Source organism: Amycolatopsis sp. CB00013 (genome assembly GCF_001905755.1).
In the GTDB taxonomy this organism is placed as follows: Bacteria; Actinomycetota; Actinomycetes; order Mycobacteriales; family Pseudonocardiaceae; genus Amycolatopsis; species Amycolatopsis japonica.
Map to the genome: position 1 here is coordinate 54,701 of NZ_LIWC01000008.1, position 16,183 is coordinate 70,883.

Annotated in this window: 17 protein-coding genes; 11 read left to right on the plus strand and 6 right to left on the minus strand. The window is 69.7% G+C overall.

What is annotated here, in order from left to right:
• Nucleotides 1-5: 5 nt before the first annotated feature.
• Nucleotides 6-650, plus strand: coding sequence for a response regulator transcription factor (locus tag AMK34_RS39900; RefSeq protein WP_037342386.1), 645 nt, complete (start codon nucleotides 6-8; stop codon nucleotides 648-650).
• On the opposite strand, the gene AMK34_RS39905 is transcribed toward AMK34_RS39900, so the two are convergent.
• A complete protein-coding gene (locus AMK34_RS39905) occupies nucleotides 647-1,177 on the minus strand; it encodes a GNAT family N-acetyltransferase (protein ID WP_073849017.1) in 531 nt (176 codons plus the stop codon). The two genes, AMK34_RS39900 and AMK34_RS39905, sit on opposite strands and share 4 nt — an antisense overlap.
• Before the next feature lie 31 nt (nucleotides 1,178-1,208).
• Here AMK34_RS39905 and AMK34_RS39910 point away from each other — a divergent pair, with 31 nt between their 5' ends.
• The 3 genes from AMK34_RS39910 to AMK34_RS39920 are packed head-to-tail and all read left to right on the plus strand — an operon-like array spanning nucleotide 1,209 to nucleotide 3,008.
• Nucleotides 1,209-1,772: a helix-turn-helix domain-containing protein gene (locus AMK34_RS39910; protein WP_073849018.1), complete on the plus strand. Its 564-nt coding sequence runs from the start codon at nucleotides 1,209-1,211 to the stop codon at nucleotides 1,770-1,772.
• A gap of 10 nt (nucleotides 1,773-1,782) precedes the next feature.
• Entirely contained in the window at nucleotides 1,783-2,592 is an 810-nt protein-coding gene (locus AMK34_RS39915) for a DUF3626 domain-containing protein (RefSeq protein ID WP_198941851.1), read from the plus strand.
• 5 nt (nucleotides 2,593-2,597) lie between these two features.
• Complete coding sequence (locus AMK34_RS39920; RefSeq protein ID WP_037342383.1) at nucleotides 2,598-3,008, plus strand: secondary thiamine-phosphate synthase enzyme YjbQ; 411 nt, start codon at nucleotides 2,598-2,600, stop codon at nucleotides 3,006-3,008.
• On the opposite strand, the gene AMK34_RS39925 is transcribed toward AMK34_RS39920, so the two are convergent.
• Nucleotides 2,946-3,944, minus strand: coding sequence for a hypothetical protein (locus AMK34_RS39925; protein ID WP_073849019.1), 999 nt, complete (start codon nucleotides 3,942-3,944; stop codon nucleotides 2,946-2,948). The genes AMK34_RS39920 and AMK34_RS39925 overlap by 63 nt on opposite strands.
• Before the next feature lie 127 nt (nucleotides 3,945-4,071).
• On the opposite strand from AMK34_RS39925, the gene AMK34_RS39930 reads away from it, so the two are divergent.
• From AMK34_RS39930 to AMK34_RS39945, 4 genes are all read left to right on the plus strand, one after another.
• Entirely contained in the window at nucleotides 4,072-4,758 is a 687-nt protein-coding gene (locus AMK34_RS39930) for an HAD hydrolase-like protein (protein WP_083650143.1), read from the plus strand.
• Nucleotides 4,759-4,767: 9 nt separating this feature from the next.
• Nucleotides 4,768-5,697 carry a hypothetical protein gene (locus tag AMK34_RS39935; RefSeq protein ID WP_073849020.1) on the plus strand — a complete coding sequence of 310 codons (930 nt, stop codon included), beginning with the start codon at nucleotides 4,768-4,770 and terminating at the stop codon, nucleotides 5,695-5,697.
• A complete protein-coding gene (locus tag AMK34_RS39940) occupies nucleotides 5,694-6,545 on the plus strand; it encodes a hypothetical protein (RefSeq protein WP_073849021.1) in 852 nt (283 codons plus the stop codon). The genes AMK34_RS39935 and AMK34_RS39940 overlap by 4 nt, the downstream gene beginning before the upstream one ends.
• Before the next feature lie 71 nt (nucleotides 6,546-6,616).
• Nucleotides 6,617-8,791: a bifunctional lysylphosphatidylglycerol flippase/synthetase MprF gene (locus AMK34_RS39945; protein ID WP_143202766.1), complete on the plus strand. Its 2,175-nt coding sequence runs from the start codon at nucleotides 6,617-6,619 to the stop codon at nucleotides 8,789-8,791.
• Here the strand turns inward: AMK34_RS39945 and AMK34_RS39950 are convergent.
• Entirely contained in the window at nucleotides 8,728-9,654 is a 927-nt protein-coding gene (locus tag AMK34_RS39950) for a hypothetical protein (protein ID WP_073849022.1), read from the minus strand. The genes AMK34_RS39945 and AMK34_RS39950 overlap by 64 nt on opposite strands.
• A complete protein-coding gene (locus AMK34_RS39955; protein WP_038509996.1) occupies nucleotides 9,654-11,402 on the minus strand; it encodes a proline--tRNA ligase in 1,749 nt (582 codons plus the stop codon). Before AMK34_RS39955 ends, AMK34_RS39950 begins: the two co-directional genes overlap by 1 nt.
• A 126-nt stretch (nucleotides 11,403-11,528) precedes the next feature.
• Between AMK34_RS39955 and AMK34_RS39960 the strand changes: the two genes are divergently transcribed.
• The gene (locus AMK34_RS39960) at nucleotides 11,529-11,885 is read left to right on the plus strand and encodes a VOC family protein (RefSeq protein WP_038509994.1); all 357 of its coding nucleotides are present in this window, start codon (nucleotides 11,529-11,531) and stop codon (nucleotides 11,883-11,885) included.
• 28 nt (nucleotides 11,886-11,913) lie between these two features.
• Nucleotides 11,914-12,819, plus strand: a complete 906-nt coding sequence (locus tag AMK34_RS39965) for a 2-hydroxyacid dehydrogenase (protein WP_073849023.1) — start codon at nucleotides 11,914-11,916, stop codon at nucleotides 12,817-12,819.
• A 544-nt stretch (nucleotides 12,820-13,363) separates the two neighbouring features.
• Here AMK34_RS39965 and AMK34_RS39970 read toward each other — a convergent pair.
• Together AMK34_RS39970 and AMK34_RS39975 are read right to left on the minus strand one after the other, a co-directional pair.
• The gene (locus tag AMK34_RS39970; RefSeq protein ID WP_038509987.1) at nucleotides 13,364-14,299 is read right to left on the minus strand and encodes a hypothetical protein; all 936 of its coding nucleotides are present in this window, start codon (nucleotides 14,297-14,299) and stop codon (nucleotides 13,364-13,366) included.
• A 73-nt stretch (nucleotides 14,300-14,372) separates the two neighbouring features.
• Nucleotides 14,373-15,341: a GNAT family N-acetyltransferase gene (locus AMK34_RS39975; protein ID WP_073849024.1), complete on the minus strand. Its 969-nt coding sequence runs from the start codon at nucleotides 15,339-15,341 to the stop codon at nucleotides 14,373-14,375.
• A 59-nt stretch (nucleotides 15,342-15,400) separates the two neighbouring features.
• Here AMK34_RS39975 and yaaA point away from each other — a divergent pair, with 59 nt between their 5' ends.
• On the plus strand, nucleotides 15,401-16,156 hold the full coding sequence (gene yaaA / locus AMK34_RS39980) for a peroxide stress protein YaaA (protein WP_073849177.1): 756 nt from the start codon (nucleotides 15,401-15,403) through the stop codon (nucleotides 16,154-16,156).
• Nucleotides 16,157-16,183: the final 27 nt, after the last annotated feature.

The following is a 16,183-nucleotide window of genomic DNA, read 5'->3' on the forward strand; positions in this document are numbered from 1 at the left end:
GCGGCGTGCGCGTCGTGATCGCGGAGGATTCGGCCATCCTCCGGGCGGGGCTCGTCGAACTGCTGAACCTTCGGGGGCACGAGGTCGTCGCGGCCGTCGCCGACGGCGACAGCCTGTGCGCGGCGGTACGCGAACATCGGCCGGACGTGTCCATTGTGGATATCCGGATGCCGCCGACGCACACGGACGAGGGACTGCGCGCGTCCATCGCGTTGCGCGCGGAACTGCCGGGGTGCGCGATCCTGCTGTTCTCGCAGTACGTCGAGACGCAGTACGCGACGGAGCTCCTCGCCGACCGCGCGGGCGGCGTCGGCTATCTGCTGAAGGACCGCGTCGCGGAGGTGTCGGACTTCCTGGACGCGCTTCGCCGGGTGGCCGAGGGCGAGACGGTGCTCGACCCGGAAGTGGTCAGCCAGCTGTTCACTGCCACCCGGAAGACGGACGCGCTCGCGGGACTGACGCCGCGGGAGCGTGAGGTGCTGGGCCTGATGGCCGAGGGCCGGTCGAACTCGGCCATCGCGGCGGCGTTGTTCCTCTCGGCGGGCTCGGTGGAGAAGTACGTGTCGAGCATCTTCGGGAAGCTGGCGCTGCCCCAGTCCGAAGGGGACAACCGGCGGGTCCTCGCCGTGCTGCGGTACCTGGAGTCCTAGGACGGCTCCGCCGGAACCCCGTCCAGCTCAGGCAGGCACAGCTGCACCCAGGCGACATCCCGCCAAGCCCCGTGTTTGTACCCGATCCGCCGGTACGTCCCCACCGGCTCGAAGCCCAGCGCGCGGTGCAGCCCGGCGCTCGCGTCGTTCGGCAGCACCATTCCCGCGCAGAAGTTCCGGAAACCGCGCGACGCCAGCTCGTCCAGCAGCGCCTGATAGAGCGCGCGCCCGCCGCCGGTCCTCCGGCGGCCCAGCTCCAGATAGATACTGACCTCGCAAGACCAGCGATACGACGGCCGGCCGCTGAAGGCGCCTCCGTAGGCGTAGCCGACGACGCGACCTTCATCGTCTTCGAGCACGAGCCAGGCGTGTGCTCGCTGCGCCTTGGCGATACGTTCGGCCATCTCGTCCGGTTTGGGCGGCTCGGTTTCGAACGAGATCACCGTGTCGGTGACATACGGCGCGTAGATCTCCGCGCACGCCGTCGCGTCGGCTTCCGTCGCTTCCCTGATCACCATGGTGACCATAGTAACCGAGGCTGCCACTATAGTGAGCAGCATGTCGGATCCCTTGTCCGCGTCGCTCGCCGCGACGCTCCAGGCCGCGAGGCTCGATCAGAACCTTTCGGCCAACGCCCTCGCCGAGTCGTCGGGCGTGTCCAGGGCGATGATCGGCAAGATCGAACGGGGCGAGGCGCAGCCGACGGCGGTCCTGCTCGGCAGGCTTTCCGCCGCGCTCGGCATGACGTTGTCCGAGCTGATCGCGCGCGCCGAGCACGGTGACCGGCGGCTCGTGCGCGCCGCCGACCAGCCGACCTGGACCGACCCCGACACCGGGTACGTGCGCCGGGCGGTCTCGCCTTCACTCGGCGGGCCGCTGGAGCTGGTCGAGGTCGTGCTGCCCGCGGGCGCCGAAGTCGCCTTCCCCGCCCACACCTACATGCTGACCCATCACCAGATCTGGGTGCTCGACGGGCATCTGCGGTTCCGCGAGGGCGACGTCGAGCACGAACTCGACGCGGGCGATTGCCTGCAGCTCGGCACTCCGCAGCCCTGCGCCTATGTCAATCCGACCGGGGAACCGGTCCGATATCTGGTCGCGCTCGCCCGGCGGCACGCCTGATACTCGGACGATGCAGTCCCGGGCCCTCGCCTACGTCGCGGCGAAAGCATGCGGCGGGCACGAGGCCGGTTTGCCGGTGACACTGCACTTCCACCCCGATAGATCCACAGTGGACGGACGCCCGCTGCTCGAAGCGATGGCCGAAGACGGGTTCTACCGCAACCAGTTCGAAACGGGGACGAGCAACGGAGGGCTGACCGCGCGGCCCGGCGGAGACCGCTGGCGCTGGGAAAGCCGGATGTTCGGCGGCGCCTACGACGACGCGCCCGCGGCCGAACGCCCGAAGTACGGCGCATTGAACTTCCGTCGGCGCCCGGCCGGCGGCGCACCGAGATTCGGCTCCGCCCACTTCCGCATGGCCGCGCACACCCTCGGCAGGACGACGTTCTGCTATCCGGACAGCGTGCTGAATCCGGCGGATTTCGGCTGCGGCACCAGGGTTTCCGCACTGATCGAGCTGGCGGCCCGTGACGACGCCGACCTTCTCGACGACTACATCGAGGCGCACGTCCACGGTCCCGTCGACCTCGCGAAGGACGTCGAGGCCCTGGTTCTCGACCCGAGCCACCGCGGCACCGACGTCGAAAAGGCCGCTTCACGGCTCGGCTGCCCGGTCGAATGGCATCCGGGTTTCCGCCTGTCCACCGAAGAACTCCAACGGCATCCGGCGTACCGCGGCGCCGAATTCGTCGAACTCGGCCTGGCACTGGCCGAAGACGGCCACCTCGATCCGCGCGTCCTCGGCGAAGCCCGGCACCTCGACCCGCAAGCCCTCAAACGCGTCTGGCACTACGTCGCGCGCTTCGGGGCACTACCGTGAAGAGCATGTACTCCACGGAGATCGAGGTGCGCACCGGCAGCGTGGCCGTGGTGCACGACCTGACCAAGGACGCCGAGGCCTTCCTGCGCGACGCGGACGCCGAGGACGGGATCCTGCACGTCTTCGTCCCGCACGCGACGTCCGGGCTGGCGATCCTCGAGACCGGCGCCGGCAGCGACGAAGACCTGCTTACGGCGCTCGACGAGCTGCTCCCCCGCGACGGCCGCTGGCGGCACCAGCACGGCAGTCCCGGTCACGGCCGTGACCACGTCCTGCCCGCGCTGCTGCCGCCGTTCGCGACGATCCCCGTGATCGGCGGGGTGATGACGCTGGGCACCTGGCAGTCGGTCTGCCTAGTGGACACCAACCTCGACAACCCGGTCCGGCGCGTCCGCTTCAGCCTTCTGGAGGGCTGACCGGCCCGGCCACAGCGCGAGCACCAGTCCCACCACGAGCAGTCCGGCGAGCACCCACACCCCGGTCGCGACGTCCGGCGCGCCGGGCACGCCCTGCAGGAGGCTCCGGAGCCCTTCCGCCGAGAACCGGAACGGCGTCCACGACCACAGCACCGCGCGATACGCGGGGTTCAGCAGTTCCGGCACCTGACCCGCGACGGCGGGCGCGACCAGGTACAGCGGGCCGAGGATCGCCATCGCCCGCACGCCCAGCAGCCTCAGCAGTCCGGTCTGCAGGGCGGCGAATCCGGTGGCTGCCAGGAAAAGGAAGCCGAGGACGTCCCAGCCGAGCGGGAGCGCGGAGTCCCACAGTTTCAGGAAACCGGCCAGCACGGCGGTGACCAGCACACCCGCCGAAACGATCTGGGTGAGGCGCGCGGCGGCTCCCGCGTCCCGGCCGATCCGCCGTCCGGCCAGGACCAGCACGGCGCCCGCGATCAGGCAGCCGACCCACGCCAGCGCGCTCAGCGCGAGCGGGGCGACCCGGCCCGCCGCGCTCGCCGGATGCAGTGTTTCGACCTTCGGCGTCCCGCCGAGCGCCTGCGCGGCGCCCGTCAGCGCCTGCTGCGCGATCTGCGTCCCGGACGGGTTCACCGCCCCGGAGAGCACGACCGTCGACGGAAGTTCGAGAACGCCGTAGACCTCCTTGTCCGTCAGCAGTTTCCGGCCTTCCTCGGGTGAGGTCACCCGCCACGAGACCTGCCCTCCGCCATGGGAGGCGATCCCGTTCGCGGCCGCTTGGAGCGGTCCCGGAGGCGCTGCCACGGCGAGAGGCAGACCGTCGGGCGCGACGGTCGCCTGCGCGCCGAAGGTGAGGAAGCCGAGTACGGCGGCGACCAGCGCACCGGCCACCGCGGCTAGTAAGGCGAAGGCCCCGGCGGGGCGACGGTTCGACATGACCGTCCTCCATTTATTCGTCACTTGTTGAATTAGCTGCCAAGGTAAGCCTCGGCCGCCGAGAAGTCAACAGACGTTGAATAAGCTCACCGGTACCGTCGATCGCGTGACTACTCCGCATCGGCTCGTGCTGTGGGACATCGACCAGACCCTCGTGGACCTGCGCGGCGTGGGCGCCGCCTGGTACACGACCGCGCTCGCCGAGGTCGCCGGCGTCGAACTGCGGGCCTTGCCGAATTTCGGCGGCCGCACCGAACGCGCCATCAGCGCGGACATCCTGACGTCGCACGGCGTCGAGCCCACCGAGGAGAACGTGCGCAAGCTGTGGCTCGCGCTGATCGCGGTCTCCGAAAGCCACGCCCCGACCCTGTCTTCGAGCGGCAGGGCGCTCCCCGGCGCCAAAGAGGCGCTGAACGCCTTCGCCACGCACGGCGGCATCGTCCAGACACTGGTCACCGGGAATCTGCCGGAGATCTCGGTGCACAAGCTGACCGCGTTCGAGCTGCACGAGCACGTCGACTTCGAGATCGGCGGCTACGGCTCGCTCTCGGCGCACCGGCCCGATCTGGTGCCCGCCGCCGTCGGCCACGCTTCGGCGAAACACGGCACCGAGTTCGCGCCCGAGTCGGTCGTCGTCATCGGCGACACCCCGGACGACGTCCGTGCCGCGCTCGACAACGGCGCCGTCGCGGTGGCCGTGGCGACCGGGCAGTTCAGCGCGGAGGAACTGGCCGACGCGGGCGCGCACACCGTGCTCGGCGACCTGTCCGACCTGGTAGCGGTACGTGCGGCCGTGCTCGGGGGCGCCAACTAAGCTCGGTCCATGGCATACCCAGGCGGCGGCAACGGCTGGCCGGAGCAGCAACCGCAGCAGCCCTATCAGCAGTACCCCCCGCAGCAGGGATACCCGCAGGATCCCCAGCAGCAGTACCAGAGTTACCAGCAACAGGGCTTCCAGCAGTTCCCGCAGCAGTCGTACCAGGGTTTCGCGCCGGAGCCGCCGAAGGGCGGCAAGAAGGGCCTATGGATCGGCCTCGGCGCGCTCGTGCTGGTCATCGCCGTCGGTGCCACGCTCTTCTTCGTCCTGCGCGACGGCGACGAGCCGCAGCCCCAGGCGGCACCGCCGTCCTCCTCCGCGCCCGCGCCGCCGCCGTCGTCCTCGGCGACGAAACCGCCGTCTTCGAGCAGCGGTGCCCCGAAGGACAACAAAGTGCCCTCGACGACGCCCGGCTGGCAGGGGATCCTGTCGGTCAAGGACAAAGCCGCCTACGACCTGCCCGCGTCGGGCTGGGAGACCGAGCCGGGCCAGATCGTCGGCTACAACGAGGGCGAATTCAAGATGGTCATCCACGAGGCGTCGACGTACAAACTCGGCGCCTGCCCGGAGGTCCGCGGTTCGAACCGCGGTGTCGTCGGCTTCGCCACCGCGGACCAGATCCCGGTCGAGAACGCCGCCCGTGGCGCCGTCCGGCTCTGGACCCAGGCCGCCACCGGCAAGCCCGACGTCCCGCTGCCCGACATCACGCAGGTATCGATCGCGGGCGGCTCGATCCAGGCGGTCAGCTCGACCGGGACGTTCACCCCGGCCGAAACCGAGGAATGCCGCGCCCCGAGCGTGAAGGTCACCTCGGCCGCGTTCAAATCCGGCGACCAGACCATCTGCTTCGTCATGGCCATGGACCAGGGCACCCCGGACGCGCTGACCGAGGCGGACGCCCAGAAGATCCTCGCGAGTCTGAGGCCTCAGCAATGACCGGCCCCGGTGGGCGCATCGACGAACCTCGGCAGTGGTTCGTCGATCCGCTCACCGGGCAACCGCTCGAAACCGAAGCCGAACGGACGAGGCCGCTCCCGGTCGTCCGGGACACCGTCCCCTCGCGCCGTCGCCCGCGCCTCAGGCCGACGCTGGGGATCCTGGGGCTGATCCTCGTCCTCGCCGTCGGCACGACGGCCACCTATCAGGCCAAGACCGCGCCCCCGCCGCCATCCGCCCACGATCTCGTCCTGCCCGATCCGGTGCCCGCCACCCGCATCGAGCCCGTGATCGCGGGCTGGCAGCCGGTGCTGTCCGACGATCACCCGCTCGTCTACGACGTCCCGCCGGACTGGAAACTCGAAGAGCCCGACGTCGCCATCGGCTACGAGACCCCGTCCGGTGACCTCGTCACCCTGCAGGGTGTCGCGCGCTACCGGCGCGCTTTCTGCCCCGGCTCCGATCTCTCGGCCCGCGCGATGGCGGGGTTCACCACGATCGACGAGGGCGAGGTCGGCGGACTCGCCCAGGCGGCCGAGGAAACGACGATCCGCTGGGCCGAAGCGGCGTACGGACACGGCCCGAAGACGGAGATCGGCAAGGCCGGGCCGGTGCCCGTCCTGGACGGCGGGACCACCGCCACCGCCGTGACCACCACCGTCGTCCCCGCCCCGGACGGACCGTGCCCGGCGCCCTCCGTCGCGATCACCGCGATCGCCCTCCCGCTGCGCGCACTGCCCGGATCCGGCCGCTACCACGTCCTTCTGGTACTGGCGGACCAGGAGATCCCCGGTGCGATAGCCAGCGGTGTCGTCCTCAAGATGGGTGAGAGCATCCGTCGCGAGTAGCACTCCCCTAAGGGAAATATGGGTCCCGTGCCGGATGTGTCCGGGCACCTCCCGCCCTTAATTTGAGTTCCATGCCAAAAGGGGGAAGCGGGACGGCCGCGCCGGGCCGGACGCACAAGATCGCCACGGTGCTGAGGCACCGGCTGCCTTTCACCAGCCTCGTCACGCTGACCATGCTCGCGCTCGCCTTGGCCACGGGCGCGCTCTGGTCGGCCGCCGAGGACCGCGCGGTGTATCCGTACATCGCGTATGGGCTGCCGTCGCTCGAAGCAGGCCGGTGGTGGACCTTGTTCACCGGACCGCTGTTCGCGGTCGTCCCGCTGTACTACCTGCCGATGGTGCTCAGCTTCGCGTTGTTCGCCGGATTCGCCGAATGGCGCCTCGGCACGCGCCGGGCGATGGCCGTCGCCATCGGCGGCCAGTTCGTCAGCGTGCTGGTCGCGGTCCAGTTCCTGGCGCTGAGCCGCAATTCCGGCTGGGAATGGGCGGAACGCGTCGCGGGCAGTCTCGACGTCGGATTCTCCGGCGGCGCGCTCGCCGCGGTCGCGGTCGCCAGCGCCACCCTGCGCCCGCCGTGGCGGCTGCGCCTGCGCGCCGGGCTCTGCGTCTACGCCGGGGTCGCGATCATCTTCGTCGGCACACTCGCCGATCTCGTGCACTTCTTCGCCCTCGTCCTCGCGCTGCCGTTCGGGCGGAAGTTCGTCGGTGCCAAGGAATCCTCGCGCGAACGGCGACCGAGCCTGCGCGAGTGGCGGTTCTACGTGATGGCCGGCCTGCTGGTCCTGACGGTCGCCGAACTGGTGATGTCCTTCGTACCGGGCAACGGTCCCTTCGGTTCGTCCGAAGAGCTTTCGCTGTCCACCTGGGAAGTCGTCGTCCTGTGCCTGATCGTGGTGCCGATCATGAACGGCCTGCGCAAGGGCAGCCAGGTCGCCTGGTGGTGCGCGATGGTCCTGACCTCGTTCGTCATCCTGCAGGTGATGGTCTACGGCGGGGTGCTCACGCTCGCGGAGATCTTCGGCGAGGACGCCGACCTGATGGATCCGCCGCTGTTCTTCGTGGACAACCTGCTGTGGACGGTCGAATTCGCGCTGCTGGTCTCCTCGCGCGGCGCTTTCCGCGTGCCGTCGCGGCGGAAGCGCCGCCGTCTCGGCCGGATGGGCAACCCCGCGCTGGCCCGCACCCTGCTCAGCCGTCACGGCGGAAGCACGCTTTCGTGGATGACGACCTGGCCGCAGAACTCGTACTTCGTGGCCGCGGACGGCAAGTCCTACCTCGCCTACCGGCGCCACGCCGGAGTGGCCATCGCCCTCGGCGACCCGATCGCCCCGGACGGCGCCGCCGACCGGACGATCGCCGAGTTCATCACGATGTGCGAGAACACCGGCCTCGTACCGTGCCTCTTCTCCGCCACCGGCGACACCATCGCCAAAACCGGGGAACTCGGCTGGAAGCAGGTCCAGGTCGCCGAGGACACCCTGATCGAACTGGACACGCTGGAATTCCGCGGCAAACGCTGGCAGGACGTGCGGACCGCGCTCAACCGCGCCAAGAAGGACGGCATCGAGTTCCGGCTCGTCCGGCTCGCCGACCAGCCGCGCGCGGTGATCTCGCAGGTCCGCGCGATCTCCGAGGAGTGGATCGGCGACAAGGGCATGCCGGAAATGGGCTTCACCCTCGGCGGTGTCGACGAGGCGATGGATCCCGAGACCCGCGTGGGGCTCGCGGTGGACGCCGACGGCGTGGTCCACGGCGTGACGTCGTGGCTGCCGGTGTACACCGGCGCGGGCGCGATCGGCGGCTGGACTCTCGACGTCATGCGCAAACGCGCCGACGGGTTCCGTCCGTCGATGGAGTTCCTGATCGCGTCGTCTTGCCTGGCCTTCCGCGAAGAAGGCGCGAAGTTCGTTTCGCTGTCCGGCGCTCCCCTGGCGAGCTCCGGCGAACCCGCGCACGCCGTCGAGCGGGTGCTCGACGCGCTCGGCACGATGATGGAGCCGTTCTACGGTTTCCGTTCGCTGCACGCGTTCAAGGCGAAGTTCCAGCCGCGTCACGTGCCGCTGTACCTCGCCTTCCGCGACGAGGCGGATCTGCCGCGGATCGGGATCGCGCTCGGCCGGGCCTACCTGCCGAACACCGGGCTGCTGCGGCTGGCGAAGCTCGCGCGGTCGGGTAAGAAGCCTCAGCGCAGTGTGGAAGGCGGCGGCGTGATGGTCTTGCGGTCGGCTTCCGGGACACCGCGGTAGGTCTTGAGGATCTTCAGGATCAGCTCGCGATCCGCTCCGCCCGGCGCGTCCTGGCCCGAATAGACGGCCAGGGCCGCCGAGGCTTCGCCCAGCTGGGGCGCGATCACGCCGACCAAGGCGCGATGCGCGCCGCACGCTCCCGGCGGGGTGACGACCTCCGCGAGGACGATGCTCGCGGGGACCTTCTTGCCGGTACCGAGCGTGAACTCGGTGGTCTGGGGCGGTTCCGCGGTGATCTTGGCCGTCAGCGGGCCGTTTTCGGGGTTGTAGGCGCTGACGGCGAGGTCGTCGACCGCCTTCTTCGCCGCGGCGGCGGAGTCGGCGAGCTTGATGTTCGCCACCCCGCTGCCGCCGAGCCTGCTTCGCTTCTCTTGCGGGCAATAGCCTTCCCCGACGAAGGCGCTGGCGACCATGGTGATGCCCGGGACCTGGGTGCCCTTCTCCCAGCCGTGGATCGTGCCGGGTTTCGGCGTCCAGTTCGGCGGGACGTCGTAGGCGTAGACGCCGTCCTTGCCGGCCACCGACTGCCAGCCTTCGGTCACCGGCGGCGCGACGACCCGAGGCGAAGGCGTGTAGACGATCGGTGCCCGGGGCGTGGGCGCGCTGCTCTCCGACGACCTGTCACCGTTGTTCGCGAGCGCGGCGACCGCGATGACGCCGAGCGTCGCGAAGAAGCCGTACATGGCCCTTCGCCCGCTCCGCGACATCGGCTGCTTCGCGGGCTTCTCCGGCTCCGGCTCAGGGGCCGGGCTCTCGGGAGCGGGCGTGTAGCCGGACGAGTCCGAGGGCTGATAGCCCCCGAACCCGTCCAGCGCCGCGTTGTCCTCGTAGCCCGGGGAATCCCCGCGCTTCTTGCCGAACATTACGAACGGACGAGCTTGACCAAGTGCTCGACGACCGCGTCGACGGCGATCTCCTCGCGGTCGCCGGTGCGGCGGTCCTTGACCTCGACGACACCGTTCGCCAGGCCACGCCCGACGACGAGGATCGTCGGCACACCGACGAGTTCGGCGTCCGCGAACTTCACGCCCGGCGTGGCCTTGCGGTCGTCGAGGACGACCTCGATCCCGGCGGCGTCCAGTTCGGCGGCGAGCTTCTCGGCACCCGCGGCGACCGTCTCGTCCTTGCCCGCGATGACGACGTGCACGTCGAACGGCGACACCTCGCGCGGCCAGACGATGCCGAGGTCGTCGTGGTTCTGCTCGGCGAGCACGCCGACCAGCCGCGAGACGCCGACGCCGTACGAACCCATGGTGATGCGGATGGGCTTGGAGTCCGGGCCCAGCGCGTCGAGTTCGAACGCGTCCGCGTACTTGCGGCCCAGCTGGAAGATGTGCCCGATCTCGATACCGCGCGCGGCGACCAGGGTGCCCTTGCCGTCGGGCGACGCGTCGCCCTCGCGGACCTCGGCGGCCTCGATCGTGCCGTCACCGGTGAAGTCGCGGCCCGCGACCAGGTCGACCACGTGGTGATCGCGCTCGTCGGCGCCGGTGACCCAGGCGGTGCCGTCGACGACGCGCGGGTCGAGAAGGTAGCGGACTCCGTTGTCCTTCAACGCCTTCGGGCCGATGTAGCCCTTGACGAGGAAGGGGTTCTTCGCGAAGTCGGCCTCTTCGAGCAGCTCGAACTCGGCGGGTTCGAGCGACGCTTCGAGGCGCTTCGTGTCGACCTCGCGGTCGCCGGGGAGGCCGATGGCCAGCAGCTCCCACTCCTTCGCGCCCGGCTGGCGGGTCTTCACCAGGACGTTCTTGAGCGTGTCCGCGGCGGTGAAGGTGCGGCCGAGGTCGGCGTTGTTCAAAAACGCGACCAGGGACTCGATGGTCGGGGTGTCCGGCGTGTGGTGGACCTTCGCCTCGGGCAGGCCCTCGATCGGCTTCGCCTCGGGAGCGGGCGTGGTGACCGCTTCGACGTTGGCCGCGTAACCCGATTCGGTGCTGCGGACGTAGGTGTCCTCACCCGTCTCGGCGACGGCGAGGAACTCCTCGGAGGCCGAGCCGCCCATCGCGCCGGAGGTCGCCTTCACGACGACGTACTCGATGCCGAGGCGGTCGAACAGCTTGGTGTAGGCCTGGCGGTGCAGCTCGTACGACTTGCTCAGACCCTCGTCGTCGAGGTCGAAGGAGTAGGAGTCCTTCATGACGAACTCGCGGCCGCGCAGGATTCCGGCGCGAGGGCGTGCCTCGTCGCGGTACTTCGTCTGGATTTGGTACAGGACGACCGGGTAGTCCTTGTACGAGTTGTATTCACCCTTCACGGTGAGCGCGAAGAGCTCTTCGTGCGTCGGGCCGAGGAGGTAGTCCGCGCCCTTGCGGTCCTTGAGGCGGAACAGGGCGTCGCCGTACTCGGTCCAACGGCCGGTGGCCTCGTAAGGCTCCTTCGGCAGCAGCGCGGGGAACTGGATCTCCTGCGCGCCGATCGCGTTCATCTCGTCGCGGACGACGTTCTCGATCCGGCGCAGCACCCGCAGGCCCAGCGGCAGCCAGGAATAGCCACCCGGGGCCACCCGGCGGACGTAGCCGGCGCGTACCAGGAGCCGGTGGCTCGGTACCTCGGCGTCCGCCGGATCCTCACGCAGGGTGCGAAGGAACAACGACGACATCCTGGTGATCACTTCTGGGCTCCTCGCTGGAATTACGTGCTTAGACGTTCTGCGCAGCGTAGTCACCCCGCCCCGGGCCGGTTCAACCGGTTATCGCGGGTGCCCGGTTTTGTCGGTGGGCGCCGCTAGCGTGCCGCCATGGGTATCGAACTGGGCATGATCACGATCGACTGCGCGGATCCGCGCGGGCTCGCGGCGTTCTGGACGAAGGCGCTGGAGGTCGAGGTGGATCAGGACCACGGCGGCGAGTTCCTGATCCTGCACGCCAAGAAGGAGAACGGGCCGGTGTTCGCCTTCCAGCGCGTGCCGGAGGAGCGGGTGGGCAAGAACCGGGTCCACGTGGACTTCGGGACCGAAGACATGGAGAAGGAGGTGGAGCGTCTGATCGGACTGGGCGCGAAGAAGCTGGACGAGCACGAGATGCCGGGTTTCGCCTGGACGGTGCTGGCCGATCCCGTCGGCAACGAATTCTGCGTCGCGACCCACGAGGGCTGACGGAGGTCACGGTGGTCAGAATGGCGGTATGACGGAGCGAGCCATCCTGCCCTGGTCCGACATCGAGCTGCCCGAAGGGCTGAGCGCGCGGCTCTACGACGGCGTGGGCCCTCTGCCGGACTCGGGCCTCGATGACGTCGAGGTCTACGTGCTGCCGTACGACACCGGCACCGAGCCGATGAAGCTGATCGACCGGCTTCCTTCGCTGAAGCTCGTGCAGTCGTTGTCGGCCGGGGTGGAGAAGCTGATCCCGCTGGTGCCGGCGGGAGTGAAGCTGGCCAATGGCCGCGGCCTGCACGACCTCAGCGTGGCCGAGCACGCGCTGGCGCTGATCCACGCTTCGCAGCGGGATCTGCCGCGGTGGTTCGCGCAGCAGGCGACGGCGTCGTGGGAGCGCGAGCACACGCGCTCCCTGGCCGACAGCCGGGTGCTGCTGGTCGGGTACGGCTCGATCGGCCAGGCCATCGAGCGGCAGCTGGTCGCGGCCGAGGCGATCGTGACCAGGGTGGCGAGCACCGCCCGGCCCGCGGAGCGGGTGCACGGCGTCGGCGAACTGTCCGAACTGCTTCCGTCCGCCGACATCGTGGTCCTGATCCTGCCCGAGACGCCCGCGACCATGGGCCTGTTCGGCGCGGCGGAGCTCGCCGCGCTGCCGGACGACGCCCTGGTGGTGAACGTCGGCCGTGGCTCGGCGATCGACACCGGCGCGCTCACGGCCGAGACCGTCTCCGGGCGGTTGCGCGCCGCGCTGGACGTCGTCGATCCGGAACCGCTGCCCGCCGGGCATCCGCTGTGGAGTTCGCCGGGCGTGATCATCACTCCGCATATCGCGGGCGGGTCGGCGTCGTTCTACCCGCGCGCGAAACGGCTGGTCGCCGAGCAGTTGCGCCGGTACGTCGCCGGGGAAGAGCCGCTGAACCTCGTGAGGGGCTAGTTCCGCCCCGCGGTGCCGCCGCCGCGACCGAGGCGTTGCGAAAGCCACTTTCGCAACGTTGAAGGTTGCGAAAGTGGCTTTCGCAACGTGATCGGTGCCCCGATGCCTCGCCAAATCTGGAGTGGTTAGGCGGACAGAGCGCCACCAACAAGACGCGAAGGGGCCTTTCACCGCATCGGACGCAGCGAAAGCTCCCTTCAGCCCAGCTGACGACCACGCCACCTTCGCCACCTCTCGTGAGTGTTAAGGATGGTTAGAGCGGGTCGGTATTTGTTCATCCACTCCTGAGGAGGGCGAATGTCGAGGGTCGCGCGGGTCTCGGCGTTCCCATGTGCCGACGATGGAGGAATCGGGACGTTGAGTGTCCCAAATCCTCCGTTGATCAAGGTCATGCCGAGCGGGGAAGATTCCGGACACTGGACGTCCCCGATCCTCCCCACTCGCCGACGTCGGCTCCGCCACGGCAGCAGGAGGGCGTCAAGCCCGGATGGGTGAGCAAATACAGGTTCACCAGAACCGTCCTCACCACTCACGAGCCGGGCGGCTACTGCCAGTGGGTCCGGTAAGCGAGCCACTCCCGCATCGCCCCCGCGAGGCGGCGTTGCGCCGCGCGCACCCCCGTCGTCGCGGGCGGTTCCGGTAACCGGCAAGCGCGTTCGGCGTGCCCGGCCAGTGCGACGCCGAAAGCGGTGACCGCCCAGACCGGGACGCCGGCCAGCACGGGGCGGCGCCGGAGCAGCCGGTCGACGTCGGCGGGTTCGTGCCCGGCGTCGAGCAGGTACGGCACGAGCGCGACCAGATCGAGCCAGCCCGCGCCCCTCGCCGGGTAGCGCCAGTTGGTGACGAGCACCCGGCCCGGCCCGGTCCGTACCAGGTATTCGGGCTGGATGTCGTTGTGCAGCAACGTGTCCCCGGCCGACCAGGGATGCCACGACGTCTCCAGCTGGACGAGCCGGTCGAGGTTGCGGACGGCCCACGCGTCGAGGTCGTCGGGGCGCTCCTTCGCGAGTTCGTGCCAGCCGCGCAGGAGCGGGCCGAGATCGTCGAGCGCGTCCGGCACGTCGGGCAGCGGGCACGGCGTGAGCGTGCGCCCGAGCGCGCCGAAGGTGGCCAGCACCGCCGAGAGGTCCGGCGATCCCGGGCGCAGGTTCGGCCTGGTGCCGTCGAAGTCGGCGAACGCGAGCACCAGCCATTCACCGTCCACAAAGGACAATAGCTTCGGCGTGGGCGCCTCCGGGGGAAGCCGTCGCGCGATGGCGGCCTCCGTCCGGTAGCCGCCCGCGCGCGGGCTGCCCGCCGGGATCGCCTTCAGGAAGACCCAGCGATGACCGCGTTCGAGTTCGAGCCGCGCCGAGACACCGCCGTCGAATTCCGGGGTCTGCCACAACGAACGACGGACCATCGACCCGAGCTCGCGCTCGACGGCGTCACGCGTCGCCGAGGGGAGGTCGTGCCAGCCGAGGCGTGCGGAAACCGGCAACGCCCTACCACCCCCAGCGATCTCTCCGAGAAGATCGACTGTACCGAAATCCACCCTTTCGGGTGACAACCGGTCAGGTCGGAACAGGTTTCACATACCCGGCCCAGCGCTGGAACTCGCTGAACCCGACACGCTCGTAAACCCCGAGAGCACGGTGACTGTTGTCCTGGTCGACGTTGAGCGAAGCCCGCTGGAAACCCTTGGCCTTGGCCTGGACGAGCGTGTGCCCGAGCAGCGCGCCCGCGATCCCTCGCCCGCGAAGGCTCGCGTCGGTCGCGACGTGGCTGACGTACAGCTCCTTCACCCCTGTGGCGGCCTCGTCGGAGGCGAAGAACGCGCTCAGCACCATCGCGACCACCCTGTCCCGCTCCGGGCTCAGCAGCAGGAACGACAGGTCCGGCTGGAAGTCCTTCGCGCCGACCACCAGATGCCGCCACGCTTCCGGCGACTGCTCGGTGCTCCCCCAGTGATCCGCGAAGGTCTCGTTGCGGGACCGCAGCGTGAGGGCCTCGTACTTCTCCTCGTACGCGACGAGCGGGAACTCTTCCGGCAGCGGCTTCGCCGGCGGGATCGAGCCGAGATCGGCCCGCATGTCGACGAACCAGCGGACGTGCCCGAACCCGGCGCCCACGAGTACCTCGGAGAGCCAGCGTTGCTTGGTGTTGGCCGCGCCGTGCAGTTCCAGCGGCACGTCCGGATGGGACTTCGCGTGGAGCTTCTTGCCCGCTTCCTCGAACCACCCGGTGAGGTGCGCGGCGATCGCTTCGTCGCGATAAGCGGGATGGACGAGCGTCTCGACCCGCATCATGTGCACCGGATCCGCCGCGTCACGCTTGCGGAGCAGACCGTAGGCGACCAGCGTGTCGCCGTCCCAAGCGCTCGTGGACGCGGTCGGCAGGTCGACGGTCGGCGTACCGATCTCTTCGGCGAGATCCTCCGCGCTGTAGTGCTCCTCGATCGGCTCGACACGCTCCGCCTCGGCGAAGGTCTCGGCCAGTCGCGGCATGTCGTCCATGGTCAGCGGGCGCCAGGTCAGGCTCATGCGGACGAGGCTAAGCCCGCGCCTCGGGGTGACGCACTCCATTTAGTTACGCTTCCGTGGTGCTCGTGCTGCTCCCCCCTTCCGAAACCAAGGCCACCGGTGGCACCGGCGGCCCGCTGGACCTCGGCGCGCTGTCGTTCCCGGACCTGAACCCGGCCCGCGCGAAGCTGGCCGACGCGCTGGTCGAACTGGCGGACGACGTCCCGGCCAGTGTCGCCGCGCTCGGCATCACGCCGCGGCAGACCGACGAGGTCGCCCGCAACGCGGAGCTGTGGACCTCGCCCACGATGCCCGGGCTGCGCCGCTACACCGGGGTCCTCTACGACGCGCTCGACGTGAAGTCCTTCACCAAGGCGACGCTGGCGAAGGCCGAGAAGCGCCTCGCGGTGGCTTCGGCATTGTTCGGGGTGGTCGCGGCGACCGACCCGATCCCCGCGTACCGGCTTTCCGGCGGCAACGCGCTCCCGGCGCTGGGGACCGTCCGCAGCGTGTGGAAGCCGGTGCTCGAACCGGTGCTCCAGGGCATCGAGGGTCTCGTCGTCGACCTGCGTTCCGGCCCCTACTCGGCGCTGGCGAAGCTCCGCCCGGACGCGGTGACCGTCCGCGTCGTGACCGAGGACGCGAAGGGCAACCGGACCACGGTGAGTCACTTCAACAAGGCGTACAAGGGACGACTGGCCGCGGAGCTGGTGAAGTCCCGGAGCGAACCGTCCACTGTGGAGCAGTTGATGCGAGTGCTGTCGAAGGCGGGCCTCGACGTCGAACGCACCGGTGACCACAGTATCGAGCTGTTGACCGGCGACGGGCCGCATTAGTTCCGTACCCCTACGGGCTTCTTCCTC